Annotated in this window: 28 protein-coding genes; 10 read left to right on the top strand and 18 right to left on the bottom strand. The window is 49.3% G+C overall.

Translation table 11 applies throughout. From position 1 onward, the window contains the following. Window positions 1–12 precede the first annotated feature (12 nt). The 6 genes from KNO73_RS12090 to ypfJ all read right to left on the bottom strand — a co-directional run bounded on the left by KNO73_RS12090 (window position 13) and on the right by ypfJ (window position 5766). Window positions 13–1062, bottom strand: coding sequence for a DUF871 domain-containing protein (locus KNO73_RS12090; RefSeq protein WP_214685393.1), 1050 nt, complete (start codon window positions 1060–1062; stop codon window positions 13–15). A gap of 60 nt (window positions 1063–1122) precedes the next feature. Beyond that, window positions 1123–2496, bottom strand: coding sequence for a PTS transporter subunit EIIC (locus KNO73_RS12085; protein ID WP_214685392.1), 1374 nt, complete (start codon window positions 2494–2496; stop codon window positions 1123–1125). A 13-nt stretch (window positions 2497–2509) separates the two neighbouring features. After that, on the bottom strand, window positions 2510–3403 hold the full coding sequence (gene murQ, locus KNO73_RS12080) for an N-acetylmuramic acid 6-phosphate etherase (protein ID WP_214813942.1): 894 nt from the start codon (window positions 3401–3403) through the stop codon (window positions 2510–2512). A gap of 101 nt (window positions 3404–3504) precedes the next feature. Continuing rightward, complete coding sequence (locus KNO73_RS12075; protein WP_214685381.1) at window positions 3505–3972, bottom strand: GNAT family N-acetyltransferase; 468 nt, start codon at window positions 3970–3972, stop codon at window positions 3505–3507. Continuing rightward, entirely contained in the window at window positions 3969–4817 is an 849-nt protein-coding gene (locus tag KNO73_RS12070) for a MurR/RpiR family transcriptional regulator (RefSeq protein ID WP_078147953.1), read from the bottom strand. Before KNO73_RS12070 ends, KNO73_RS12075 begins: the two co-directional genes overlap by 4 nt. 94 nt (window positions 4818–4911) lie before the next feature. Next, entirely contained in the window at window positions 4912–5766 is an 855-nt protein-coding gene (ypfJ, locus tag KNO73_RS12065; protein ID WP_012727442.1) for a KPN_02809 family neutral zinc metallopeptidase, read from the bottom strand. A 148-nt stretch (window positions 5767–5914) separates the two neighbouring features. On the opposite strand from ypfJ, the gene KNO73_RS12060 reads away from it, so the two are divergent. Continuing rightward, entirely contained in the window at window positions 5915–6103 is a 189-nt protein-coding gene (locus KNO73_RS12060) for a 2-hydroxymuconate tautomerase (RefSeq protein ID WP_012727443.1), read from the top strand. A 39-nt stretch (window positions 6104–6142) separates the two neighbouring features. Here the strand turns inward: KNO73_RS12060 and KNO73_RS12055 are convergent, their stop codons facing one another. Both KNO73_RS12055 and KNO73_RS12050 read right to left on the bottom strand, forming a co-directional pair. Next, on the bottom strand, window positions 6143–7729 hold the full coding sequence (locus KNO73_RS12055) for a Na/Pi cotransporter family protein (protein WP_215112547.1): 1587 nt from the start codon (window positions 7727–7729) through the stop codon (window positions 6143–6145). Between the two features lie 22 nt (window positions 7730–7751). Continuing rightward, window positions 7752–9047, bottom strand: coding sequence for an HD domain-containing protein (locus tag KNO73_RS12050; protein WP_159563019.1), 1296 nt, complete (start codon window positions 9045–9047; stop codon window positions 7752–7754). A 101-nt stretch (window positions 9048–9148) separates the two neighbouring features. Here KNO73_RS12050 and KNO73_RS12045 point away from each other — a divergent pair, with 101 nt between their 5' ends. Both KNO73_RS12045 and KNO73_RS12040 read left to right on the top strand, forming a co-directional pair. Further along, the gene (locus KNO73_RS12045) at window positions 9149–9997 is read left to right on the top strand and encodes a lipoate--protein ligase family protein (RefSeq protein WP_371815846.1); all 849 of its coding nucleotides are present in this window, start codon (window positions 9149–9151) and stop codon (window positions 9995–9997) included. Between the two features lie 8 nt (window positions 9998–10005). Further along, a complete protein-coding gene (locus KNO73_RS12040; protein WP_214730213.1) occupies window positions 10006–10851 on the top strand; it encodes a DegV family protein in 846 nt (281 codons plus the stop codon). A 42-nt stretch (window positions 10852–10893) separates the two neighbouring features. Here KNO73_RS12040 and KNO73_RS12035 read toward each other — a convergent pair whose 3' ends face one another. The 3 genes from KNO73_RS12035 to KNO73_RS12025 form a co-directional block, all read right to left on the bottom strand. After that, a complete protein-coding gene (locus KNO73_RS12035) occupies window positions 10894–11676 on the bottom strand; it encodes a glycoside hydrolase family 3 C-terminal domain-containing protein (RefSeq protein ID WP_353047979.1) in 783 nt (260 codons plus the stop codon). Window positions 11677–11785: 109 nt separating this feature from the next. Further along, window positions 11786–12874, bottom strand: a complete 1089-nt coding sequence (tnpB, locus tag KNO73_RS12030) for an IS200/IS605 family element RNA-guided endonuclease TnpB (protein WP_215112546.1) — start codon at window positions 12872–12874, stop codon at window positions 11786–11788. A 141-nt stretch (window positions 12875–13015) separates the two neighbouring features. After that, complete coding sequence (locus KNO73_RS12025) at window positions 13016–13495, bottom strand: glycoside hydrolase family 3 N-terminal domain-containing protein (protein ID WP_251024979.1); 480 nt, start codon at window positions 13493–13495, stop codon at window positions 13016–13018. 310 nt (window positions 13496–13805) lie between these two features. Here KNO73_RS12025 and lipA point away from each other — a divergent pair, with 310 nt between their 5' ends. Both lipA and KNO73_RS12015 read left to right on the top strand, forming a co-directional pair. Next, on the top strand, window positions 13806–14741 hold the full coding sequence (lipA, locus tag KNO73_RS12020; protein ID WP_324292278.1) for a lipoyl synthase: 936 nt from the start codon (window positions 13806–13808) through the stop codon (window positions 14739–14741). A 17-nt stretch (window positions 14742–14758) separates the two neighbouring features. Continuing rightward, window positions 14759–15589: a lipoate--protein ligase family protein gene (locus KNO73_RS12015; protein ID WP_214735326.1), complete on the top strand. Its 831-nt coding sequence runs from the start codon at window positions 14759–14761 to the stop codon at window positions 15587–15589. Window positions 15590–15624: 35 nt separating this feature from the next. Here the strand turns inward: KNO73_RS12015 and desA are convergent, their stop codons facing one another. The 6 genes from desA to KNO73_RS11985 form a co-directional block, all read right to left on the bottom strand. Further along, window positions 15625–16638, bottom strand: coding sequence for a Delta(5) desaturase DesA (gene desA, locus KNO73_RS12010; protein ID WP_214735327.1), 1014 nt, complete (start codon window positions 16636–16638; stop codon window positions 15625–15627). Between the two features lie 201 nt (window positions 16639–16839). Next, window positions 16840–18381 (bottom strand): alpha-amylase, encoded by a 1542-nt coding sequence (gene amyS / locus KNO73_RS12005; RefSeq protein ID WP_370148226.1) that lies wholly within the window; start codon window positions 18379–18381, stop codon window positions 16840–16842. 175 nt (window positions 18382–18556) lie between these two features. Further along, window positions 18557–19084 (bottom strand): DUF2812 domain-containing protein, encoded by a 528-nt coding sequence (locus tag KNO73_RS12000; RefSeq protein ID WP_078147723.1) that lies wholly within the window; start codon window positions 19082–19084, stop codon window positions 18557–18559. After that, window positions 19081–19413, bottom strand: coding sequence for a PadR family transcriptional regulator (locus KNO73_RS11995; RefSeq protein WP_012727454.1), 333 nt, complete (start codon window positions 19411–19413; stop codon window positions 19081–19083). Before KNO73_RS11995 ends, KNO73_RS12000 begins: the two co-directional genes overlap by 4 nt. A gap of 129 nt (window positions 19414–19542) precedes the next feature. Further along, entirely contained in the window at window positions 19543–20670 is a 1128-nt protein-coding gene (locus KNO73_RS11990) for a YfbR-like 5'-deoxynucleotidase (RefSeq protein WP_078147724.1), read from the bottom strand. A gap of 11 nt (window positions 20671–20681) precedes the next feature. Beyond that, window positions 20682–21701 (bottom strand): ion channel, encoded by a 1020-nt coding sequence (locus KNO73_RS11985; protein WP_078147725.1) that lies wholly within the window; start codon window positions 21699–21701, stop codon window positions 20682–20684. Window positions 21702–21807: 106 nt separating this feature from the next. Here KNO73_RS11985 and KNO73_RS11980 point away from each other — a divergent pair, with 106 nt between their 5' ends. The 5 genes from KNO73_RS11980 to KNO73_RS11960 all read left to right on the top strand — a co-directional run bounded on the left by KNO73_RS11980 (window position 21808) and on the right by KNO73_RS11960 (window position 24895). Beyond that, the gene (locus KNO73_RS11980; protein ID WP_078147726.1) at window positions 21808–22266 is read left to right on the top strand and encodes a hypothetical protein; all 459 of its coding nucleotides are present in this window, start codon (window positions 21808–21810) and stop codon (window positions 22264–22266) included. Next, window positions 22263–22631, top strand: a complete 369-nt coding sequence (locus KNO73_RS11975) for a lipoprotein (RefSeq protein WP_214685362.1) — start codon at window positions 22263–22265, stop codon at window positions 22629–22631. The genes KNO73_RS11980 and KNO73_RS11975 overlap by 4 nt, the downstream gene beginning before the upstream one ends. Further along, window positions 22628–23857: a glutathionylspermidine synthase family protein gene (locus tag KNO73_RS11970; protein ID WP_214685360.1), complete on the top strand. Its 1230-nt coding sequence runs from the start codon at window positions 22628–22630 to the stop codon at window positions 23855–23857. The genes KNO73_RS11975 and KNO73_RS11970 overlap by 4 nt, the downstream gene beginning before the upstream one ends. Continuing rightward, the gene (locus KNO73_RS11965) at window positions 23854–24267 is read left to right on the top strand and encodes a DUF350 domain-containing protein (protein ID WP_034770831.1); all 414 of its coding nucleotides are present in this window, start codon (window positions 23854–23856) and stop codon (window positions 24265–24267) included. Before KNO73_RS11970 ends, KNO73_RS11965 begins: the two co-directional genes overlap by 4 nt. Window positions 24268–24337: 70 nt before the next feature. Continuing rightward, on the top strand, window positions 24338–24895 hold the full coding sequence (locus KNO73_RS11960) for a hypothetical protein (protein ID WP_214685358.1): 558 nt from the start codon (window positions 24338–24340) through the stop codon (window positions 24893–24895). Between the two features lie 41 nt (window positions 24896–24936). On the opposite strand, the gene KNO73_RS11955 is transcribed toward KNO73_RS11960, so the two are convergent. Then, on the bottom strand, window positions 24937–26037 hold the full coding sequence (locus KNO73_RS11955) for a globin domain-containing protein (protein ID WP_214685356.1): 1101 nt from the start codon (window positions 26035–26037) through the stop codon (window positions 24937–24939). Window positions 26038–26196 lie beyond the last annotated feature (159 nt).

The raw sequence follows: 26196 nt of genomic DNA, 5'->3' as shown, positions 1-26196 counted from the left end.
GGCAATCCTGAGTCACACCCAGTCGATTTGAAAGCGTCCTCCTGGACCAATCTGTTGGATTAATGAACGATCTTCTTCAATGATCCTTCCGATGACATTGACGCGCTCATCTGCCGGCAAATCCCGCTTCGTTATTTGCAGTTCCCCTGCATAACGACCGTAACGTTCATTGTCGATCGTGATACTGCCGAGCACTCGTTCTTCTGTATCTCGCGGTTGAATCAAATGGTCCCCAGGTCGTCCATACGCTCTCGATTCGACCGAACGGATGACGTCCCGGGCTGGGTCCATCCGATTCGTGTGACTTGTTGGAACCAAATCATCATGATTTCGTGTGGTCGCTCGAAGAACGATGACGCCCTCGTCGTACTCCCGAAACTGTCGCATCGTCTGATTGGATATACACGGATCTCCAATCAAGATTCGATCGACCGTCGCTTGTAAATCGATATAACACGAAAACGGAGATTGGTGGCGGTGCATCTCGAGTGTCGGTAATGTCTCATGAAGGGGGCCACGTAACCGTTCATCTCCAGGGATGAATGCTTGTACCCGTATTCCTTGCGCATGTAACCAGGCGTTTCTTTCATCAAACCAAGAACGCTCGAGTCCTGTTTCCGGACGAGGATAAAAATTATGCCACGCTTCTACGCGTTCTCGTTGTAATCCATACCGATGCATCTCTTCAAGCTCCGTTTCCGTGAGCGTACTCGCATTGAGGGCGACCATCATATGTCGTGACAAATCTGCCACTTGTTTCGGTGTGACACCATAGTCAACACGTAACCCGGTGACGCCCCACTCCAACAGCGTATGCGCATCGTCCCAGGTCTTACCGAGCGTCTGTAGAGACGATGGGGCGATATCTGCCACGAGTTCCATCTTTAGACGCCTTGCCAACACACCTAATTGCTGAAGTCGTTCTGTATAGGTTGTCGAATCGTCTTCCGGAATATGGAGCGACGTGAAGATGCTTGTAAACCCGCTCTCTCGCATACGTTCGATCCAATCAATGTACACAGACGTCAGTTCCTCACTTAAGTAAACCGAAATTCCTCTCATGTGAATCCACCTTTCCAAAAGTAGAGAAAAAGATGACTCGACTCGAGCCATCTTTGTTTGTCAAATCCCGTCCGCCATCTCTTCTTTGAAGCCGAAGAAATAAGTGAACAAGAAACCTGCCGTATATGAAATCAATAGTCCGGCAATGTACGTCAAATACATGCCATTATCAATGAGCGGAGTGAGCGATAGACCGGACACACCGATTCCGAGCGCCGCTGTCTTCATTGTCGCTTGGAAAGCCCCACCGACCGCAGCTCCGAGACACGCTGTCAAGAACGGACGTCCGAGCGGAAGCGTGACCCCGTATAGGAGCGGCTCCCCGATTCCGAGGAAACCTACGGGGATGGCCCCTTTGATAATGTTACGAAGGCGTGGGTTGCGCGTCTTCACAAAAATGGCAAGCGCAGCACCGACTTGACCCGCACCGGCCATCGCCAAGATTGGGAGAAGGGCCGTCGTCCCGACCGTATTTAACAGTTCCAAATGGATCGGCGTCAACCCGTGATGCAATCCGACCATGACGAGCGGTAAGAAGAATCCTGCCAAGAGTGCCCCTGCGACGGGTCCCCCGAATTCGAGCGTCGCATTGATTCCTCGCATGATACCGTCTGACAATATGCCAGCGACCGGCATGATTGCATAGAGCGCTGTAAATCCAACGATGAGAACAGTAAAGAGTGGTGTGAAAATAATATCAATGGATACCGGCATGAAGCGACGAATGTGCTTCTCGATATACGTCATAAGCCAACCGGCAAAAATAACACCGAATAATCCACCACGCCCGACGACGAGCGGCTCCCCATAAATGACGATGTCCGCGAGGAGCGGGTTGAACAGGATCCCCCCGGCAATCGCCCCGAGTACCGGCGTTCCTCCAAACTCTTTTGCCGTGTTCCAACCGACAAGGATGGCCAAATACGCGAAGACCGTGCTACCGAGCACGAGTAGAATCTGCATCCACGTCTCCGTCCGGTCGACGCCGGCGTTGACAGCAAAGTTCGCGGCCCCGTTAATGATCCCCGATGCGACAAGTCCCGGAATGAGCGGAATGAAGATGTTTCCGAGGCGGCGAAGGAATCGTTTGAACGGTGATTTTTGCTTTTCTTTCACCTTCTGGCGTTCGACCGCCGCACGTTCCTCTAACGTCAAGTTCGCATCTACCGATTCTTCCCCGATGGCAAGCCCCGTCTCATGGCTCATATAATCCGCGACCCGGTTTACGGTACCTGGACCGACGACGATTTGTAACGTCTCATCATCGATGACACCCATGACCCCGTCAATCTTTTTCAGCGCATCAATGTCTGCCTTCGTCCCATCTTTCAACGTCAATCGGACACGTGTCATACAATGCGCGAGTTGACGGATGTTCTCTTTCCCCCCGACATGTGCGAGGATATCCCGTGCTAAAACCTCTTCTTTCTTCATCTCGATTTCCCCCTTATAGCGCCTCGCGGACGAATCCGTTCGCGCGCTCTAATCGTTTGACAGCCTCCTCATAAGAGACGTCCGCTAAAATCATGACAATCGCCGTTTTGACGTGCCCCTTGGATGAAGCAAAATAACGCGCGGCCATTTCCATGTCGACCCCTGTCGCTTCTGCAATCATCCGCTTGGCACGCACTTCTAGCTTTTCATTCGTCGGTTGCACATCAACCATCAAGTTTTGATACACTTTCCCTACTCCAATCATCGACGTCGTCGAAATCATGTTGAGGACAAGTTTCTGTGCTGTTCCCGCCTTCAATCTCGTCGAACCGGTCAGTACTTCCGGTCCCGTTTCCACTTCAATCGGGTAATCCGCATGTCGACTGATGACCGCATCGCGATTACATGAAATTGAAGCTGTTGTGGCACCGAGTTCTCGTGCGTAATCGAGACCTCCGACCACATATGGCGTTCGACCGCTCGCTGCAATCCCAACGACCGTATCCTCTGCCTTCAAATGAAGCGCTTTCAAATCTGTGACCGCCAATTCCTTACTGTCTTCTGCTCCCTCAACGGCTTGAATGAGCGCGCGTTCGCCGCCGGCAATCAGTCCGATGACTTGATTGGGTGATACTCCAAAAGTTGGCACACACTCCGCTGCGTCTAAAATCCCTAAACGTCCACTCGTGCCCGCACCGATATAAATCAGGCGACCGCCTTTACGAAAGGATGCGATGACTCGCTCCACGACTTTTGTGATGACCGGAAGTTGCTCTTGAATCACTTGAGGAACTTGTTGATCCTCTGCATTCATAATCGCCAATCGTTCCTCAATCGACATCTCGTCCAGGTGCATCGTTCGTTCATTCCGTCTTTCTGTAGCCAGTTTATCTAGCATCGCCACCATCCTTTCTTCTCTATGATTTAATCGTACTATATTGAAATTTAAAGTCAATTTATAATTTAATTTTTATGAAATTTAATTTCAAATAAACTTTAAAGAAAAACTCACTCTGAACGAATGAGTCGTTTTTTCAAGACGTGCACGCGTGTTCCTTTATTCGTGATCGAATCCTTCTCATACACGTATCCGTTTCGCTCCCAGAACCGACGAGCGCGGAGATTGTTTGGAAGGACACCTAATCGAAATACCGTCTGATACGGGCGCATATATTGGTCTTCCAATTGTTCATACAACGTTTGCGCCAAACCTGTCCCATGGAGAGATTCTTCGACAACGAACAAACCAAGCCAAAGCGAGCCATCCACGGGATGTCGTTTCAACAGGTCCGCGATGGCGACAACCCGTCCATCTTCACGAATAATGAGACTGACGGTGCCATCCGCTTCAAAATCCGCCACGTTCTCGTCACGAAACATCTCGACTGTCTGTTCATTCAATCTTGCGAATGTGCGTTGATCCATCAGAAAGCGTTGCAATTCTTGACGATCTTCAGCCGTATAAGGTCGAATCATCGGCGTAGTTTCACCATCTCATCTCGAGCTTCTGCGTACCGATCAATCAAGCCTTCTCCCTTCCGGTGGAGGAGTCCCATATATAACGTATCGACAATCGTCAATTGTGTCATCCGTGAGGCGATACTGGCGATTCGGAAGTCACTCTCGACGTTCGGCGTACAGAGTCGAACGTCCGCTTCCCGGTAAAGCGGTGATTTGTCGAGGTTCGTGATGGCGATGACCGGAACACGTTTCTTTTTCGCAAATCGGACGAGCTCGAGCACATCTTTCGTTCGACCGGACGTGCTGATTGCGACGAATACATCAGACTTTCCTAAATGCGGAATCAGCGACAACATATAATGAAAATCGGGAGAGGTCGTGGCCGCGTATCCCAGTTTCGTGAACTTATATTGCGCATCAATTGCCGCCGTCGAAGACCCCCCGACTCCGTAAAAGATGACGCGGTTTGCACGAGCGAACAAGTCCACCGCATGTTCAAGTTCTCGTTTGTCCATCGCTTCGGCGCACGCCTCGATGGCTCCTTTATTCACATGGATGACTTTTTGGAACGAGTCATACGGCGTGTCCTTTTGCTGGAGGACGTTGAAGTCCGTCAGCGTCGTCTCCGTGACAGCCAAGTCTTTCACGAGCGCGAGCTTGAACGCTTTAAAACTATCAATCCCGACGACTCGTGCGAAACGAACGATACTCGCCTCGGATACATCCGTCTTTTGCGCAAGCTCTTTTGTCGTCATGTTTGGAATGAGCGTTGAATGGGACAAAATATAGTCGGCGATCTTCTTTTCGACCGCTGTCATATCCTCTTTCGCTAAATCAATTTTCGTAAGTAAGGATTCCATTTGGTCATCCCCTTCCTGCAACTGTTGTTCTTTTATGATAGCGGATTCCTTCCCCATATTCCAATCACCTAAAAAGATCGAGCGTACGCCCGATCTATAAGTTGTTCGTATTGAACGTGTCACCACCTTGAATCGATCCGTTCTCAAATCCTCTCTCGAACCAACGCATGCGTTGTTCCGATGTCCCATGTGTGAACGAGTCTGGCGTCACATATCCACGTGCCTGACGCTGCAGCGTGTCATCGCCAATCTGATGCGCGGCATTCATCGCTTCTTCCACGTCCCCCGCTTCAAGATACCCTAACCCTTGCGCGTGATGGGCCCATACGCCTGCATAGTAGTCTGCCTGCAACTCAAAGCGGACGAGATAGCGATTGAATTCGGTCTCGCTCATCTCGTTCCGAAGCGGCATGATTTCTTCTGTCGTCCCGAGAAGCGTCTGGACGTGATGCCCGACCTCATGGGCGACGACATAAGCCATCGCAAAATCCCCTGGTGCATTGAAACGTTGACTCAGTTCATCATAAAAACTCAAATCGATATATAATTTTTGGTCGCCGGGACAATAGAACGGACCAACAGCCGAGCCAGCAATACCACAAGCGGATTCAACCTGTCCGGAAAATAGGACGAGCGTCGGCTCTTCATACGTCATCCCATTTTCAGCGAAGATGTCTGTCCACACTTCTTCTGTATCCTTCAAGACGACCGCTACGAAATCTGCCATCTCCTCTTCACGAGCAGTTCCCGTATACGTCCCCTCCGATTGAGGTTCCCCGATTCCGATGTTGTTGACGAGATCCGTCGGGCTTCCCCCATTCAATAATGTAAAGACGATGACGAGAATCAATCCGAGACCACCCCCGACCCCGGCAATCCCCTTCCCTCCGATGCTACGGCCACGTCGATCCTCGACGTTTCGGCTCTGTTGTCTTCCTTTCCACTTCATCCCGATTCCTCCTACATTCGCTCTGTCTTGTTTATTACCCCAAATCCGGTAAAAGTGAGCTCATGTTTCTCGGTAAATGAGAATTTTCTTTTCTAGAGGAAGGGGATTCTCTACAATGAAAGAGACTTCAGCAAAGGAGGAATGACCCATGCCTTATGTAACGGTAAAAATGCTCCCGGGCCGTACCGTGGAACAAAAACGTGCATTAATCGAAAAGGTGACGGATGCCGTCTCCGAGACGACGAATGCGCCAAAAGAAAACATCACCGTCTTCATCGAAGAGATGGATGCGACACATTACGGACAAGCCGGCGTCATGCACGCAGATAAGAAGTAAGTGACGAACGGACTCCTGATATGGAGTCCGTTTTTTGTTCTAGTCTTCTCGGTTCACGTCGAACCGTTCACTCGGTACGGTCGGCTTAATCAAGTGACGTGTCGCTCGCCAGATGTGGTAGCCGATACGGTCGAGCCAGAGCAATACTTGTACTTTTTGTATCGTCTGGTCCATCTCCAACTGATTCGCCGCCGTCTCTTCTAGCAGCTCCGAGCGATGTGCTTTCCGATATTCCGCCAGTTGTTTTGAGGCCTGTTTCCACAGCTTCGAATCCTCTGGTGGCGTATGATGATTCAGTTGATTCACAAGGTCAAGCTCATGCAATACGAGTTCTCGTGCCGCTAAAAAGTCGGTGTCCCGAAGTGCGTGGACCGGTTCGACTTCTCGCAAGACATATAACCAGCGTTCCAGATGATCGATCGTATGCAAGAGGGATAGATGTTGGCCATAATCATTTTGCTTTCCTTCATCTTCAAGACGTATCGTGCTCAAAAAGACACGGACATCGCTCAACGTCTTGTCGACGAGCGTCAATTCATCTTCACGAAGACGTCCCTCTCGGACAAGCAATTCCGTCTCATTTCCTAAATATCGTTCGATTTCAAGTAAAGAGCGTCGTGCCGCTTCAAGAGCGACCGTAGGGAGTTGTGACATGTTTTTATCGAGCAGACGTGTCAATTTTTCGGAGCGACTCGGAATCCACTTCAGTAATCGACGTGCGAACGTTTGATAAAATGGTAGGAATAAGATCACACCTAGTAGATGGAATGTCGTATGGAATAAGGCGAGACGTAATAAGTCGTTCCAGTTGAACCAATCGGCTACTCGATTGACGACCTCGAAGAGAACAGGGAACGTCAGCCATCCAATGAGGACGATTGACACGTGGTAGATGGCATGCCCCAATACAATGCGTCGGGCTGACTTCCAGCCTCCGATTGAACCGAGTGCCACGACGAGGCTCGTCCCCGCACTTTGACCAAGCACCAAATAAGCGGCTTGCGGGAGTGAAATCGCCGCCGTCGCGAGAGCCGTCATCGTTAGCACGAGTCCAATCGTCGATGACTGAAGGACGGCGGTCATCATAAATCCGATTCCAATCAGAAGTGCCTGATGCAGAACGGTCATCTCACCGGCCGAGCCAAACGAGAACGTGACGACATCCCGCATCGCTTCTTGAAGTGTCCCAATCCCAACAAAAATCAACCCGATACTGACGAGCAACAGTCCCACTCGGCGAAGGCGTGGACGAGAGAGACGAAACGCCATCCCGATTCCAATGATCGGCAAAAACAACTGGCGCACGTCTAAGTTATAGCCGAGGATGGCAATGATCCATCCCGTCGTCGCGCTGCCTACGTTTGCGCCAATTACGAGAGGTAACGATTGCGTGAACGTGAGAAGCCCCGCGCTCACAAACCCAATCGTCATCAGTGTCGTCACCGAAGAAGATTGAAACAGGGTCGTCAGCATTGCGCCGAGAGTCGCCCCTGATAAAGAGCCGTCGGTGAATTGATTCAACCGATGACGCAATCGTGTACCAGCCCATTTTTTGAGCGTATCTGTCAGTAACGTCATCCCGAGTAAAAAAATCCCGATTCCACCAATCAGTGTCGCAATCTCCATCGTGTCACGCCCCTTTGCGTGTTTAATCGTCCTTCAATGTCGATAAAATCCACGATTTTTCATTCGCATAATCTTTTAAATTCAACAACACATCTTCCGGATAATAAATTTTTTCATCCGATTGTCTCGAGTTCAAAATCGACTGGACGAGCATCGAGACCTCTGAAATCTCTTTTCGCTCCCCGTCATTCATCTGTAGATAAATCCCCTCGTATTTGCCTTGTCCTTTATATAAATCGTATGGCAATTGACTCAATTGATCTTCAAGCAGATAGTATGTTGGTGGAAGCCCGATCGTCTCCATCGTCTGTCGCAAGCGCTCCATATAACGGACACGATTCGCTTCCGGGAAGTTTTTATATTTTAATAATCGGCGATTCACGAATCGACTCGCCAAATCGGCTAGAATCGCGTCGTCTTCTTCCATCCATTCTTGGAAATAGAAGTAGACGACCGTCTCATCCAATTTCAAATATTGTTCGAGTGACATACCGGTGCGTTCAAAGATCGGCAAAAAGTGTTTCGGCGTCATGTTAAACTCATAGCCACTCTCATAGAGCTCCTGTGCCCGCTCAAGAATCGCTTTCAAGAGGAGATCGCTCGACCGTGTCGCCGGATGAAGGTACACTTGCCAATACATTTGATAGCGACGCATAATATAGTCTTCAATCGTATGCATCCCAGACTGCTTGACCACGACTTGGTCTTCATCCGGACGCAAGACGCGCAACATGCGTTCTAAATCAAACTTTCCATAACTGACACCCGCAAAGTGAGCGTCGCGTAACAAATAGTCCATCCGGTCGACATCAAGCTGTGAGCTGAGCATATTGACGATCAAGCGATTCGGATGCGTCTTATTGATGATGGAGGCCACTTCTTCGGCAAACCCGACACCCATCTCAGATAAAACCCTATTTACTTCGGTTTCCCCTAAAATGATGCGCTCCGTCCACACTTCATGACGAACGGAAAAGACGTGCTCGAACGCGTGCGAGAATGGACCGTGTCCGACATCGTGCAAGAGCGCTGCTGCCAACAGTAGTTCACGGTCGCGGTCGTCCCATTCCGGATACTGTTGGAACTGATCGATTAACTGGCGTGCGATTTCATATACGCCGAGCGAGTGATGAAATCGCGTGTGCTCCGCGCCATGAAATGTCAAAAAAGACGTTCCAAGTTGTTTGATACGACGCAAACGCTGAAATTCTTTCGTATTGATCAACTCCCAAATGAGGTGATCGTAAACATAAATATATCGATGTACCGGATCCTTAAATACTTTCGATCCAGATAGTTGTCCTCGAGACGAGTACATGACATGCCCTCCTACGTTTCGTTATGTTCTAGATTCGACTTCAAACGAATCGTTCCCTCCATGCTATAATGAGGAGGAAAATTTTTTGTGAAAAGGAATTAATGTATATGATCCATCCATTGTTACAACAACCGAGCTATCGCATCATCGATCAGTCGAGTCTTGGCACGATGTTTCAAGCGGAACAATCGTTTGCGACCGATGATACGTTATGTGCGTCAACGCAAGAACGAGGTGCCGTCTTGCGGGCATGGGTGCACACCGATACGATTGTACTCGGAATCCAGGATGCTCGGCTGCCTCATTTGAAAGAGGGAATTCGTTATTTACATGAACATGGATTCCGTCCCGTCGTCCGAAACTCAGGCGGTTTAGCCGTGGTGCTAGACGATGACGTCCTCAACCTTTCTTTAATTTTACCAGAGAAGGACGGGATTCAAATCGACAGCGGCTATGAGGCTATGACCTCGCTCATCCAACACATGTTCCAAGACGTCACGAATGACATCGTCCCAGGTGAAGTCGTCGGTTCATACTGTCCAGGAAGTTTCGACTTGTCGATCGACGGCAAAAAGTTCGCTGGGATTTCGCAACGACGCGTCCGTGGCGGTGTGGCCGTTCAAATTTACTTGAGCGTAAGACAGAGCGGAAGCGCACGTGCTGAAATCATCCGTGACTTTTACGACCTTGCCATCCAAGGGGATGAGACAAAGTTCACGTACCCAACCATTGTACCGGAAACGATGGCTTCACTTGAAGACTTGCTTGGGATCCCACTTACCGTACAAGACGTCCTCACTCGGGCCTACCGCGTTCTTTCCACTGTCAGTTCGCTCCAAAACGCGACATTAACGGCAGACGAGCAAACGATGTTTGCAAGTCAGCTCGAACGCATGTGGAAACGGAATGAACCGTTACGCGACATTGAACAACAACTAGCAGAGGAGTGATTCATCCAATGTTTAAACTGATCACAGACACCGGAGCCGATTTGACACACGATCAAATCATCGAATATGGTCTTGAGATTTTACCGCTCGGTGTCATCATCGACAACGAAGAATTTTTAGACGGTGAGACGATTCAACCAAAAGAAGTATACGAAGCGATGCGGCATGGCAAGACGCCAAAAACGTTCCAAATCGAGGCATCACGAATCGAACACTGTTTCCGTCAGCATCTCGAGGCTGGAATCCCGTTCTTATATCTCGCTTTCTCCGGAGGACTCTCCGGTACATACCAAACCGCTGTCATGGTCGGCGAAATGTTGAAAGAGGAATATCCAGACAGTACATTCACGGTTCTCGATACACGGACCGCCTCTGTCGGACAGGCATTGTTCGTCAAGACGGTCGCAGAGTACGGACAAGACCATACGTACGAAGAAACGGTCACGTATGCTACTTCACTCGTCGGCAAAGTCCGCCACTTGTTCACGGTCGAATCGCTCGAATATTTGATGCGGGGCGGACGTGTCTCGAAGGCGAGTGCTTTCATCGGAGACTTGTTGACGATTTTACCGTTATTGACGGTCGAGGACGGCAAGCTCGTCCCGATTGAAAAGGTGCGTGGTCATAAAAAGGTCATGCGCCGGATGGTCGAATGGACAGTCGAATCGAAGTCGATCGTCGAGAACGGAGACCTCTTCATCGGTCATGGTGACGACCTAGAAAAAGCCGAACAGTTCGAGAAGATAGTCCGCGAACATCTCGAACCGAAGCACATCACGAAGACACTGGTCGGGTCTGCCATCGGTGCCCACACCGGTCCCGGTCTACTCGTCATCGCCTATTTCGAGGCATGAAAAAATGAGCTCTCCCAATTTTCGGGCGAGCTCATTTTCGTTTTAGCGATTCCAGTTTTTAAATCCATCACCGAACTGCGCGTAATTTTCGTCTTGGAACACACCGTCCACAAATTTCGGTACATCTACCGGCAACTTCCCTTGTGGCTTCACTTCACCGAAGATGGCACGAATGCCTGCCGGTAAGTTCGGACCTGCCGACTTCAAGTTGCCCGCCTCCGAATCTGGACCGTTCGGATCGCCTTTGAATCCATAGATTAAGAGATGTGCCGGGGCATCCGGTTGAACGGCAATGTCGTATGGGTTGCGCAAACTGAGTAAAACCGATTGTTTCCCTGTCTCATTTGCATAACGGAACACTTCGGCCGGTACATAATGATCAGCTGATGTCGGTTTTAATTTCGCGCTGTTGTTCACGTTCGAACCGACGATGATATAGTCAGCCGCTTCAACTTGTTGCCGTAGTGCCGGATTTTGATTTAGACGCGGCGTTGATGCTGAGTAGTTGGCCGTGATGACGTTCACGTCTTTCATATTCCCTGCATTCTTTTCTAGTGACTTGATTGTTTTCACCATGCTATCCGTTTGGTCTTTCGCTGGCGACAAGACGAGCACCGTGTCTCCTTTTTTCGGTTTGAATGGAAGCGTCTTCTTCTCGTTCTTCACGAGAGTGACTGCCGCCTCCGCGATTTCACGTTCCTTCACTTTATGCACCGCACTACCTACGACTGCGTTCGCTCCTGTGAGCTTTGTCTCGAGCGTCGTGGAGTCCATCGTTTCTCCCCAAATGCCACGCTCTGCTTTCAGTTGTGAACTACTCGCCACTTATTTACTTCGCAAATTGAAGTGGGAGCTTCTTGGGAAGATCGTACTTTTATTAGCCACGATTATTTACCAAGCTCGTCGGGTGGTTCCCACCCTGAAGGAATTCGTTTTAGGTCGCCAACATCAACAGGTTGATGCTCGCGTTGATGTCTCGATCATGATGCGCACCACAGGCACACGTCCATTCACGGACATCCATCGCCTTCTTCTGACCTTTCTCGCCGCAAGAAGAACAGATCTGCGTCGAGGCGAACCAGGGGTCTGCCTTGATGAGCGTCCGTCCATAGAAGGTACATTTGTATTCCAACTGTCGGACGAATTCGTACCAGCTGACGTCCCCGATGGACTTCGCCACCTTGTGGTTTTGCATCATATTCTTCGATTTCAATGTCTCCACGACGATGACTTGGTTCTCGTCAACGATCCGTCTCGACAGCTTGTGAAGGAAGTCCTTGCGTTGGTTCGCGATCTTCTCATGTCTCTTGGCGAGGATCAGCCTGGCCTTTTCACGATTCTTGCTTCCGATCTTCTTGCGTGACAAAGCGCGCTGCGCCTTCTTGACTTTCGCCTCGGATTGTCGGAGAAAGCGAGGGTTGTCGATCTTCTCCGAGACCATCGCGTCGTTCGTCATGACGGCGAAATGTTTTAGGCCGAGATCGATCCCGACCTTGTTCTTGGCTGGGATCCATGGTGCATCGTCCTGTTCGACGAGGAGGGAGACAAAGAACTTGCCCGTCCTCGTCATCGAGACCGTCGCCGACCGGATGACGCCCTCGAACGGGCGATGTTGGGTGAACCGCACGAACCCGACCTTTGGCAGCCGGACCTTGCCCGCCTCGATGCGGATCGTTCCGTGCTGGTTGTTCGTCGTGTAGGAGGCGCGCGACCGTCGTCTCGATTTGAAGGTCGGGAAGCCGGCCGTTCCGGCGAAGAACTTCGCGAACGCGGTGTCGAGGTTCAACTTCGCGTTCGCGAGCGCGAGGCTGTCCGCCTCGGCGAGGAACGGGAACAGGGGCTTGTAGGATGCGGGTGTCGCCGGATTTCGTCTCGTCACGATCCCCGCTTTCGCCTCATCGCGGATGGCGATGCGGTCCTCGAGCAGCTTGTTGTAGATGAACCGGGCGCAGCCGATCGTCTTGATGAGGAACTCGGCCTGTGCAGGCGTCGGGTGGAGCCTATATTTGTAGCCTTTCAGCATGTCCGTCCCTCCTCCCTCCAGCAGATCGTGATATGTCCTCCTCATCCGATACCCACGGAGGGGGAGGGAGAATCTGACGGAATCACGAACTTTTGTTCGTAACATCTGTCATAGGGAGAGAAAACTGTTGGACCGGGCGATTCATCTCCCACCTACGCCGGGCTTCGCCCCGAGACGCTTAGAGGAGGGAGAATTCTCGCCTGATTTAGTTAAAATACGTTCTACTGATTCATCGATGGTCGCCTCCGATAAACGTCCACCCTTCACTGCCGCAATGACTTCCTCAAAGATTGCTTCGAGTTTGATCACATCTGCTTCCGAGCGTAAAATCGTCGGCATGAGCGCGATGTCGACCCCCGCTTCGAACGTCTTGATGACCGCCTCTGCTTCCGTAAAATTGTCTGCGATGGCTTGCATGTTGAGTGCGTCGGTCACCACGATTCCTTCATGTCCGAGTTCCTCACGAAGCACTCCCGTGATGACATCATCCGAAAGCGTCGCCGGGAGTGGGAACGTGCCGCGTTCTGATTCGACGACCTCGTCCTCGATTTGTGGCATCCCGATATGCGCCGTCATGATCATGTCGATTCCTTCTGTGATGGCACGTTTGAATGGTAACAACTCGAGACCACGCCTTGTTCATGTTCCCACTCCCTTTAGTCAAATTTGGCTGACCCCCAAACGAAAAGGCATGGAGGAAGAAGCGTTGCCTCATCAACGCTCGTTCACCCCATGCCTGATCGCATCAGTTAGATTTGGTCCTTATTCAGGTGGTCAACAACAGTATAGCAACTCCACTTTTTAGAAACAATTGTTCAAGTGAAAGCGTAACCATTTTGAAACAATGTTTCTGTTTTGATACACAGTGAACTGTATTGGCAAAACCAATAATTTCCGTGGTTCGTTTTTGATTCGTTTTTTGGTAAACTCAATTCGATACAGGTTAACTTTCAAAAAGGGGGAAATTATTGTGGCAAGAGGGGAACTGAAACGTAAGCCGGAATGGTTAAAGATCAAATTAAACACGAACGACACGTATACCGGCCTAAAGAAAATGATGCGCGAGAAAAATTTACATACGGTATGTGAGGAAGCAAAATGTCCGAACATCCATGAATGTTGGGCGGTACGTCGGACTGCGACCTTCATGATTCTCGGGAGCATCTGTACACGTGCTTGCCGTTTTTGTGCCGTCACGACCGGAAAACCGAACGAGCTCGATTGGGAAGAGCCAAAACGTGTCGCCGAATCGGTTCGACTTATGAACTTGAAACACGTCGTCATCACGGCTGTCGCGCGTGACGACTTGAACGATTACGGGGCTACTGTCTTCGCAGAGACGGTTCGCGCGGTTCGCGCCATGAACCCGGAGACATCGATTGAGGTGCTCCCGTCAGACATGATGGGTGATTTCTCTGCCTTGCAGACGTTGATCGATGCGGGTCCTGACATCATGAACCATAACTTAGAGACAGTCCGTCGCCTCACACCGAGAGTCCGTGCGAAAGCAACATATGACCGCACGCTCGAGTTCTTGAAGCGTTCGAAAGAATTGAACCCGGATATCCCGACGAAGTCATCGATCATGGTTGGGCTTGGGGAGACGAAAGAGGAATTGATTGAAGCGATGGATGACCTCCGCGCGCACAACGTCGACATCTTAACCCTCGGTCAATACTTGCAGCCGACGAAGAAACACCTCGAGGTGGAACGTTACTACCATCCGGACGAGTTCGCCGAGTTGAAAGAGATTGCTCTATCAAAAGGATTCTCACATTGTGAGGCAGGTCCACTCGTCCGTTCGTCATACCACGCGGATGAACAAGTACACAAGGCGCGTCGCCATACGATGTTGCCAATCGACTAACAGAAAGAAGAGAGATTATGACTGGTACGATGTGGCACTTACTTAGAACTGAATCGACTTCACCGGCTGAAAATATGGCGATTGATGAAGCCATCGCCAATTGGGTCGCAAAGGGAGAGCTCAAACCGACGCTTCGTTTTTATTCATGGGCACCTCATGCAATCAGCGTCGGACGTTTCCAGCGAGCGACGCGTGACTTGGACCGGGACGCCCTCAAAGCGAACAATATTCCGGTCGTTCGTCGCTTAACAGGGGGACGTGCCGTGTTGCATGCGGATGAGTTGACGTATAGCGTCATCTTGCCCGAATCGACCCCTGCCCTCCCGACGAATATCATCGAGAGCTATCGCCTACTCACGGAAGGGATTCGTCGCGGATATCACGAACTCGGCGTCCCCGCCGAATTTTCGGTACCATTGACGGAAGAGGATCGCGAAGCGCTCCGCAAACCAAAATCGGCTGTCTGCTTCGATGCTGCTTCATACTATGAGCTTGCTGTCGACGGGAGGAAGATTGCGGGTAGCGCACAAGTGCGCCACCAAGGGGCCGTGCTTCAACATGGTTCGATTCCTCTCTCCGTCGATGATGAGGTGTTGTTTGACTGTTTCGCGATGGATGAGACGGAGAAACAAGAAGCAAAAACCCGCTTCAGCGAAAAAGCCGTCGCCTTGAACGACACGTTAAATCGTTTCGTTTCCTTTGACGAAGTAGCGGCCGCATTCGAGACCGGCTTCAAGGACGCTTTTTCGTTGACGTTCGAACCGCTTGTCTTCACGAAAGAACAGCAAGCCGAAATCGATTTGCTCGTCAAGAAGTATGAGAGTGATGAATGGGTCTGGAAACGCTAAAAAGATTGTCCCTTTTGATCAGGGACAATCTTTTTTTATGCCGCGTTCGCTCGGCGCAACAGATGGCGCACTTCTCGGAACGTGACGAATGTTTTGTTGTTCGCATCATACAATTTGTAGCGTAACGATTTCAAACTTGAAAATAGTCCGATTGTCGTCGCCCGTTGTAACGGCGGTGTCGACGTATGTGCTTTTTCTAGATGGTAGTTCGGCACGCGTGGACTCAGATGGTGGACATGATGGAATCCGATATTACCCGTCACCCATTGAAGCACTTTCGGCAACTCATAATACGAACTTCCTTCAATGGCCGCCTTCACATAATCCCACTCCTGCTCATCCTCGAAGTATGAATCTTCAAACGTATGCTGGACATAGAACAACCAGATTCCTAGCACACCGGCGATGAACATCGTCGTGCCTTGAACGATCAAGAACGCTTGCCAACCAATCAGATAGATGAGCGCGCTATATAGGACAACGAGAGAGATATTGATGAGATACGTATTTTGTCGTTCTTTTTTCCGCGCGTCCTTTCGGTTGAAACGACTCGTGACGAGAATAAGCCAAAGTGGTCCGAGACCGAACATAACGAGCGGATGACGATACAGGCGATACTTTAGACGAGTCCATTTTGACGCTTCTATGTACTCCTCAATCGTCATGACCCAGATGTCGCCGACACCTCGTTTATCCAAATTCCCACTCGATGCATGATGAATCGCATGCTCCCGCTTCCACTTCTCGTATGGGAATAACGTCAAGACCCCTGTGATGGTTCCGACAATCGCATTCGCCTTCTTGTTCTTAAAGAATGAACCGTGCGTACAGTCATGGAAGATGATGAACATTCGCACGACAAATCCTGCCGCAATCAGCGTGAACAGCAATGTCAGGAAAATCGAGACACTCAGTAGTTGGTACGCTAAAAACCACGATACGAGAAACGGTAGAATCGTATTGATCATCTGCCGCACACTGATCCGAATATCGGACTTTTCAAACGGCGAGACGTGCTTTCTTAATTGGGCAATCTTTTCTTTACTCATAACAACCTCCTTGAATTCAACAGCGTCACAACGCAAAAATATAGATAAAACCAACAACCAACGTTGTTCAATGTGAATTCATGGATCGGAAGTATTCCCTATCAAGAATTAACACTAGGTCATTATATCACGTATAAAACTTATGTGGTGAAAATTCAGAAAAAAGACTCGCCCCTATCTTTAGAGACAAGTCTAACTGATTCATTGTTGCGTATAGATGGAAACCGAGCCACCGTTGACGAAGAACTCGCCCCAACCGTCCGCATTGATCGTCACGAGACGTCCGTTATTTCCTGTCATGTCTTTCCACACTTCCCCTGCATTCTGTTTTCCGACATACATCCATTTCGACCCGCCTGATCCGTCCGACAAAATCGTCGCAAGACCAGACTTCGCACGGTCCGTCACCCCTTCACGTGTCCACCCGATGACGTCTTGGTGATTGATGTAATCATGTTGTGTGCCGTAGGCGAAATCTTTACGCGCTTTCAAAATCGGCTGAAGCGACGCTGACATATTCGGGATTTCACGGTTCGTCGTCCCTTTCGTTCCATAATAATCTCCGTAGAAGAGTGCTGGATATCCTTGACCGCGTGTCATGATGGTCGCATAGGCAAGCGGTTTGAACCAATTCGCGACCGTTGATTCCAGTGACTGCCCTGGTTGTGAGTCATGGTTGTCGACAATGGTGACAGCGAGTGTAGGATGCTGCTCGACGACCGTACCTTTTAAAATGTTCCGCATGTCATAGTAACCGCCACCATTCCCTGCCGCTTGGAAATTGTAATGGAGTGGTACATCGAATACGGAATGAGTGTAGCCCGTCTTGGCCAAGTAATCATTGATGGCCCCTAAGTCATTCTTCCAATACTCCGCAACAGTGAACATCTCTTTTCCGGTTGCCTGACGAACACTCGTCACCCATTCCTTTAAGTATGAATGATTGATATGCTTCACCGCATCAAGTCGGAAGCCGTCCAATCCGAGTGAATCTGCGTACCATTTCCCCCAGTTTTTCATCTCCTGACGTACTTCCGGATGCTCAAAATCGACATCGGCGTACATCAAGTAGTCATAGTTCCCGTTCTCACCCGACACTTCACTGTCCCATGCTTTACCCGTGCTCTTGAATTTGTAGATACGGCTCAAACTCCGTGACTGATCCCAATCAGTCCCGTCAAAGTGATACCAACGCCACTTGAACGGGGAGTATGTATTGTTGCGGCCCGCAAAGTTGAATCCCGTCCAGGCAGAAATGGCATATTCCCCAGACGTCTCTTGATTTCGGTTAGAAGGATTGACCTCGACCGCTTGAACGGACTCGGTATAATCCGCTCCGCCTTTATGGTTCATGACGACATCCCCATATACGCCAATCCCTTTCCCGCGTAAGTTCGAGATCGCCGACTGTAGCTGCGCTTTTGTTCCATACTTTGTCCGAGTCGTCCCTTTTTGATTGAACTCTCCTAAATCATACAAATCATAGGCCCCGTATCCAACATCATTTTGAGACGTCCCTTTATACGCCGGCGGAATCCAAACCGTGGAGATCCCGATGTCTTTCAAATGCTGCGAATCATTCGAGAGTCGGTTCCAGTGTTGCCCATCGTTTGGAACGTACCATTCAAAATATTGCATCATCGTACCGTTCTGTGGGGTCGCTGCCTGTGCGACCGGTTGCCCTGAAAGCAGTGCAATCGATGTCACTCCAGCTAGAACAGCAATCCCTTGTCGTTTCTTCAACATCCTTCATTCCTCCTCAAATAGTTAACGAAAACGCTTGCATTAATTATTGTGAAGGATTTTGATTTTGTTGCATAGATAGAGACTAAAAAACAGTTCTCTCTCCCTAACTATTTCTCATTCGAATAGTTCAGTCGAACGAAACAAAGACGGATGGCTTGTGCCATCCGCCTAGTCATCCTTCCCGGCTAATTCGTTTGCGTTTGAAACGGTAGCCGATGTACGGAAGTCCTGTAAACACGAGACCGATCGTCACGAGTAGTTGAATCCCAATCAATATTGTCTCGACAACGGTTGGCCAATCAAACTGAAACAACGAAAAGAGGGCAATCCATAAAATACCTAGGATGAGCGCAGCCCTTCCCATCTGACGCTCCATGTCATGATATTTTTCCTCTGTTGTTTCGACATCCGAGTAAATCGGCTTGGCATCTCGATTTCCTTTGAAAATATGAATCTCATCCCCGGTTGATGTGACATGTTCCCACCCGCTCGACGCAAACAGGTCAAAGTAGTCTTCGTCTGGACGAGTACGATAGTCCAAACTATACTGAACGTCTTCCGGTTCCCCTTCAACGAGCGTGTATCCTAGCGGGGCAAACTTCTTCAAATGCCATCCCTTGGCCGCCATTCGTTCTAGTTTCCGCATCTCACGCTCTTCAGCAAACGCCAATCCCCAGCTCGACATATACTTTTGTCTCATCTTGATCCCTCCATATCCAAAATGGCACAGGCATCTTCGACCATCGCCTGTCGTCTCTTCACATCATCCGTTAAAATCGAGCGGCCTTTATTCGTGATTCGATAGTTCTTTTTCTTTCCGTCCCCATCCATCGGTTCAATCAGTTCGGCGTTCAACAACTTTTTGATAATCGTATACATCGAAGCCGGACCAATTTGCATTCGCCCTCGCGTGGTCTCTTCGACAAATTGCATGACTAAATAGCCATGACGTGGCGTCGTGAGCGCCAACAGGATATAAAACATACTATCCGTCAGTTCCCCTAACTCTAATGAGTCCGTTCGCGGCATCTTTCCACCTCCTATATCATTGAATGATATATTTCTTACACTCAATATATATCGTTAAATGATATATGTCAATAAATGATATAAAAAAAGCCGCACCCTTTTAGGTATGCGACTTCAAGATAAACGGTTTTAACTAGTGACATAGTCTAAATCATGCAAGATATACGCCAGGAAGAAAATCATGCTTGGATTCTCATATCGCATCTGGACTTTACGGAGCTGCTCGCGATACGTGACCTCATACTCGGCCCCGTTCATCTTCCGCTCCATGTTCATCTTGATGAGCGCATCAAGCTTGTCCATCATATCGACGAGCATTCCCTCATACGTATCGTCTTTCGAGTCAGCCATATATCGACGGAACGCCGGTTGCATATACTCAGGCAACAGTCCAAGCAGACGTTCACTTTCCGCTCGCTCGTATGCCTCAAACGCAGCCCCCGTCTCTTGCGTCGAATGTTTGACTGGACCGAGCACGTCTCCGGTCACCCCTTCAACTAAATCGTGACAGAGAAGACGAGCCACGAGTTCGGCGACATCGACATCGACGTCGTACTTCTCACGCTCTAAGAGCCCACTGAACATACCGAGCGCGGCAGCCCGGAAACCATGAATCGCATCGTTGTCGTCAATCGTGTTAAAGCGACCTTTCCAGCGACGGACACTATCCATCCGCATGACGTTCTCGATGAATCGCAACACATCCGTTTCTGCCTCGACCTGGTCGAACAGCCAGCGAACCGAATCAATCGGATGATGTCGGAGTGCGGCTTTCATCTCTTCTAGTTTGTCATCAAAGTGCGGAGAGCCGTGCGCGACTTCTCGTCGCACGAACAACATCGCATCGAACGAATCAATCCCGTCCACGATTCGACCTTCGAACGAATCATCTTCCGCTTCCACCACGAAACGATGAAAGTGAGGACGTAATGATTGCGACAGCAGCTCGACAAGACCGAGACTCGCTGTTCGTTCCATACGCTCGATGTGACCGATCAAGGTCGGTTCTTTTTTCGTCCGGTGCATGATCGGACCCGTTTGTACTTCATTCATATCGTGGAAAATGGCTTTCCCGAGCAAATCGAGCAAGTCGACTTCACGCCCGTTCTCTTTTTCCACATAAGCCGCGATCAAGCTGAAGACCGCGACACGAAAGCTGTGACTCGCTGCATTATCATGATAATGGGGGGCATATTCGTCCCATCGTTGCACGTTTTGCATGCGTGTCATCTTTCGGATAAACGTTCCGTTATGCATGGTTTCACTCCTTACGATAATCGTTCAAATACATCGTCATGACAGACGACATATAACATGTCTGTTTCCTGAAGCGGCAAATCGAGCATCGTCGCCACATCCAAGCGGTCATTGACCGCGATGAGTGTCACCCCTGATTCAAGTAACGCTGTATTTGCTTGTCGAACATTCTGCCACTCGACTTTTGGTTTCAACGCTTGAATGTTCCCACCTGACTGTTTGCTCAGCAACTGACGGAAAATTGCTGTCGTTCCAGGTTGTAACGTCGCTTTTGCCATCAAGAGGGAGACCGAGTCGTTCGCTAAAATAAAATCGTCGACGCGGACGTGTTTGAATTTCGAGATATTTCTTTCTTCACACACTTCGACGACCGTGTGCAAGTCCACCTGATACTCAGAAGAGAGTGCCTCGACCGCTGACGCGATCAATAACGACTTCCCATCGGCGAGTAACGTCTCCGTGATACGGGCATCCGCAAAAATCGCGACGCGTCGCGCCTTCAAGACGTTTGCTTGCAGCAATACCGCTTCATCCGAAGCATCGCCTGATACGAAGTGAACTTGATCGTGCACGTACGGTTCCTCAACTAACTGATCAATCAATACGATCTCTGCTTTCGGTTCGTAGTTAAGCACTTCATCGATTGCTTTCTTCGTCTTCGGGGACCACCCGATATACACATAATGTCCTTCTCCACGATACACTAGTCTTCCCTCCCGTTTTAGCCGTTGAAACGTCGCACCGATTTCAACCAATTTTCCAATCAACGCCCCGATAATCCCAATCCCGAATAGGAATAAGAATATCCCGAGCCATCGCCCTGCCACGGAGGATGGATAAAAGTCCCCGTATCCGACGGTCGTCAATGTCGTCATCGTCCACCAGAACGAATCAAACAATGATCTGAATGTCTCTGGTTCTAAAACATAACCGAGCACGGTTCCTAAGATAATGATGCCAATCGAAGCTAAGACGACATTCAAAAATGATAATTTCGCTAACCCTTTCCACACACGAAATAAGATATGCACTGTTTCCCCCTCCTTCTCTCTTATATACTAAACGTAACCACAAAAAGATTCACGAAACCATTTTGATGGTGATTCCGTATAAGAAGAAAAAAGGAAGGACTGACTTATGAACTCCATCGTCTTAGAGTATCGTCTCTATAAAAATGAATTATCGTTCGAACCACTATACCATTACACGTCTCTCGGCTTAGACGAAGTGCTAGCTCGTCGTGAATGTGAGTTTTTCGTCAAAGACGGCATGACCTATAAACAACGCTCATCCGCCTTAGAAGGTGATCAATACTTCTTGATTTATGTCGACCGTTACACAGAAGGACTGATCGACAAACACGAAACGAGTGAGATCAAGGTCGAGATTCGTACACTTGACGACCGTTTTGACAACCCGTTACTCGAGGCCTATTACGTCGACCGTCACCTCGATGCGCTCGCTATGCTCGGGAGCCAGTATTTATATGTCGCCGGCAAAGAATATGAACGCGATTCAGCAGAAACAGATGAAGATCGTGGTGTGTATGTTATCTACGTCACACCGACTGGTTATGAATTGGAGGAATCAACATGAAGACAAGCAAGAAAATTTTAAGCGGACTATCCGTTGCGGTATTGACCACTTCCCTTGCCGCGTGCGGTGGGGATGAATATGAAGAGGCGGCACTCCCGGAAGAACCGACAGGCTACGAATGTGATGACTGGGACTGGGATGACGTGACCGAGTCGTATTATTGTGACGACGATCGTTCCCCTCATTATGGTAGTTATTTCTTACTCGGGAACCTGTTCCGCTCGAAAAGTGCACTAAAAAATTCTTCTACCTACAAATCCTACAAGTCGAACGGTGGCGCGACCGGTTCCGTATCGAACGGCTCAAAATCAGGATCGTCAAAATCTGGACTCGGCAGTGGCTCTAAAGGTGGATTCGGCGGATGACACGTGACGAACTTTACAGTCAAATCCCTTATTTTTGGCCCGATTTAAACGATGAAGAATATGCCTTATATGATTGTTTTGAGATGACCGCCTCGCAGGTTGCCTCTGTCCGAGAGGCAACCGAGGCGGTTGACTCGATTTTTCGGAAGACGAATCAATTGTTACGCACCCTGCCTGACGAGACGCTCTTACTGCTTGGTTACCCTGAGGCGAGTCTGCCGTTCTTACGGGAGAAGACGATGCCGCAGGAGACGATCATCGGTCGTTACGATTGGATCATGAAAGACGGTCAACTCAAATTGATGGAGTTCAATGCAGATACGCCGACCTTTATTAAGGAGCTCTTTGACGTGAACGGCGTGGTCGCTTCCGAGTTTGGTCTCCTTGACCCGAACAGAGAAGCCACCGCTCAACTAAAAACCGAACTGCGCAAGGCCATCGTCGCCGCGTGGAATCGACTCAAACGAGAAGGCACACCGAAAATCGTCTTTACGGCACATGGCGACAACATCGAAGACAAGTGGACGGCGCGCTTTCTGCAAGAGACGCTCGATTTACCGTCTGAATTCGTACCCTTGCACACTTTACTCGTCGACGAAGACGGTGTCTACACACCATCGGGCGAACGAATCGACATCTTGTATCGTCAAACATATCCGATCGAGCATCTTGTGGACGACCGGGCTCCAGACGGAGACTTGATCGGCATTCGGTTACTTGAACTGAACCTGCACAAGCATGTGTCATTGCTCAACCCGCTCTCGGCATTCCTCATGCAATCAAAAGGCGTACAAGCCCTCATTTGGGAATTGTATGAGACCGAGACATTGTTCGATGAAACCGAGCGCGACATCATCGACACCTATTTTTTACCGACTTACTTAGATGAGACACCGTTTCTCGGCGAATCGGACTATGTCAAAAAACCGGCGTTCGGACGTGAAGGAGACTCCGTCATCTTGTATACGAAAGATGGCCAACCGTTTCACCGGGAAACATTACAAACGTATGCGGAAGAGACGGCTGTGTACCAACAGTTCATCGAACTTCCGAAACGGATGACGACGACCGTCAAGGGTCGCGTCGAGACACATTACATGATCGGATGTTTCTGTTTGAATGGACACCCGTCCGCACTCGGCGTTCGCGCCGGCAGCATGATCACAAACAACCAATCTTACTACTTAGCCGTTGGCACACCTACACAAAAGGAGACGAACTCATGACATTCATCACACTCGATTCAATCTTAAGCTTCCTCGCCCACCTCGGGACAGGATTCGGTCTCATTCTCGCGGGACTCATCATCTTCGCCCTGACGACCAAATATTCAGAACGTAAGTTAATCAAAGAAGGCAACATGGCCGTCGCCTTGAAACTCTGGGGGAAAGCGCTCGGACTTGCCATCGTCATTTATACAGTCTGGGCGAACAGCGTCAACTTGCTCGATGCATTCATCTGGGGACTCGTCGGGATCGCCGCCCAAGTATTGGCGTTCTGGACGTTCGAATACGTCCTTACACCAGGCGTGAACTTAGAAAAAGAAGTCGAGAACGGCAACATGGCTATCGGTTTCAGCTTGTTCGCCGCATCACTCGTCGTCGGCATCATCGTCGCCGCGAGCTTGACGTACTAATTCAAACACCCCATGTACGCATTGGCGAAGCATGGGGTGTTCGTATTTATAAAAGTCAGGAGGAACAATCATGTCGAAGCGAATCATCTTACTCACAATCGTTTCCGGTCTCATCATCGTAGCCATCGCAGTCGGTGTCGGACTTTACACCTACACTAACATTCAGACTGACAAGTCATACGAAAATGCCGAAAAAGAAATGAATCGTTATATGACGACGAACAATTGGTATACGTTTGAAATTCATAATATGGAACAGTCCGTTCTCTCTTTTTACACAAATGAAGACCGCTCCGTCATCGGTCTAGCTGAGATTGATGTCGAAACAGGGAACTTAGGGTCTGTCACGAAACAAACAGAGCCGAATCAGCCTTTTGATTTCGTCATCCTTCGAGTTGAAGACATGGAGTACATCGGTGTTCACCTTAAAGAGCGACCGGAAGATGTCGTCTATTTACGGTTAAACGGTGACGATGTCTCAAAAGATTTTCTTGTCAACGATCCCGAAATTGAAAGCTACACCATGACATATGTCATTGAAACATCACGACCGTCAGATGGTTCGTGGTCACTTGAAACATTGGATGCCAACAAACAAGTCATACATTCAAGTGAACTCACGGAATAACCTATATTGTGCATCAGGACGACTTTTTCCAGTCGTCTTTTTTAGTTGGTCGCAAGAACTCCAGACGGTCCGAAAAATTCATATCGTGCCTGTGGAATCACACGTACAACCGTCTCCATCATCGCACTCGGTCCGCACGTATAAACATCATGCCCTTCCACATCAAGTGCTTCAAGGTGTGACTTATTCATGCAACCCGATACGTCATCCACGTGTGTGATGAGTTTAAGCCCTTGATTCACGAGTTCATCGAGTTCGTCTCCGAGCGGACGAAGGTCCATACTCCGAACTGCGTGCAATAACGTGACAGGACGTCCTTGTTCGAGTGCCGTCTTCGCCATGTTGAAGAGGGGCGTGATCCCGATTCCTCCCGCGATGAGTGTGAGCGGACGATCAGACGTTTCAAGGATAAATTCTCCTGCTGGTGCGCTCATCGGGACTTCTGTTCCGACCGTCTGTTCATGGAGCCAGTTTGAGACGAGTCCCTCCGCTTTCGGCGCAATCCAGTAGCCGTCTTCTGTCGTCTCGATGACACTATATTGACGGTGATGTAGGATGTCCTCTCCCGCAATGCGCGCTTGAACCGAGACGTATTGTCCTGGGATGGCTGTGCCAATAACTCCATCTTTCGCGACGAGACGGAATCGTTTCACTTCAGGTGTATCTACTATGATTTCTTCGATGACGAACGGTTTGAATCCGACCCATGGCGCGTCATCATACATTTTTTTCTCGAGTGAGATGAAGACATCGGCAATCACACCGTAAGCTTTTGCCCATGCATCGATGATGTCAGGTGTTGCAGCTTCACCGAGTACGTCTTGAATCGCCGCAAGCAAGTTCTCACCGACAATCGGATAATGCTCCGGTCGGATGTTCAAACTTTTATGTTTATGAAGTGCTGGTTGGATGGCAGGAAGAATCGCTTCGAGTCGGTCGATATGAAGGGCAGCCGCATAAACCGCGTTCGCGAGTGCTTCTGGCTGACGTCCTCGCTTTTGATTCGTATGGTTGAAGAAGTGACGAACTTCTGGATTTTGTTCAAACATTCGTTGATAAAAATGCTTCGTGATCGTCACACCATGTTCTTTCAAAACTGGTGCCGTCGCCTTTATAATCTCAATCGTTTGTTGATCTAACATGTGAATTTCCCCCTTTTGTTTTGTACACGTTCATTATGTGAGACAAGTCACTTTAAAGCAATATATTAAATACTTGTTTAAAGTAGATTTCACGTTTCTGACTTATTTTCGCCATTACCCTTTCACATTTGTTCGAATCGCACTTTTTGGGATTGTCTT

Origin of the sequence: Exiguobacterium sp. s83 (assembly GCF_018617095.1) — a bacterium.
Lineage (GTDB): Bacteria > Bacillota > Bacilli > Exiguobacteriales > Exiguobacteriaceae > Exiguobacterium > Exiguobacterium profundum.
The sequence above is the reverse complement of the archived record's forward strand: the minus strand, read 5'-3'. Positions and strand labels throughout refer to the sequence as shown.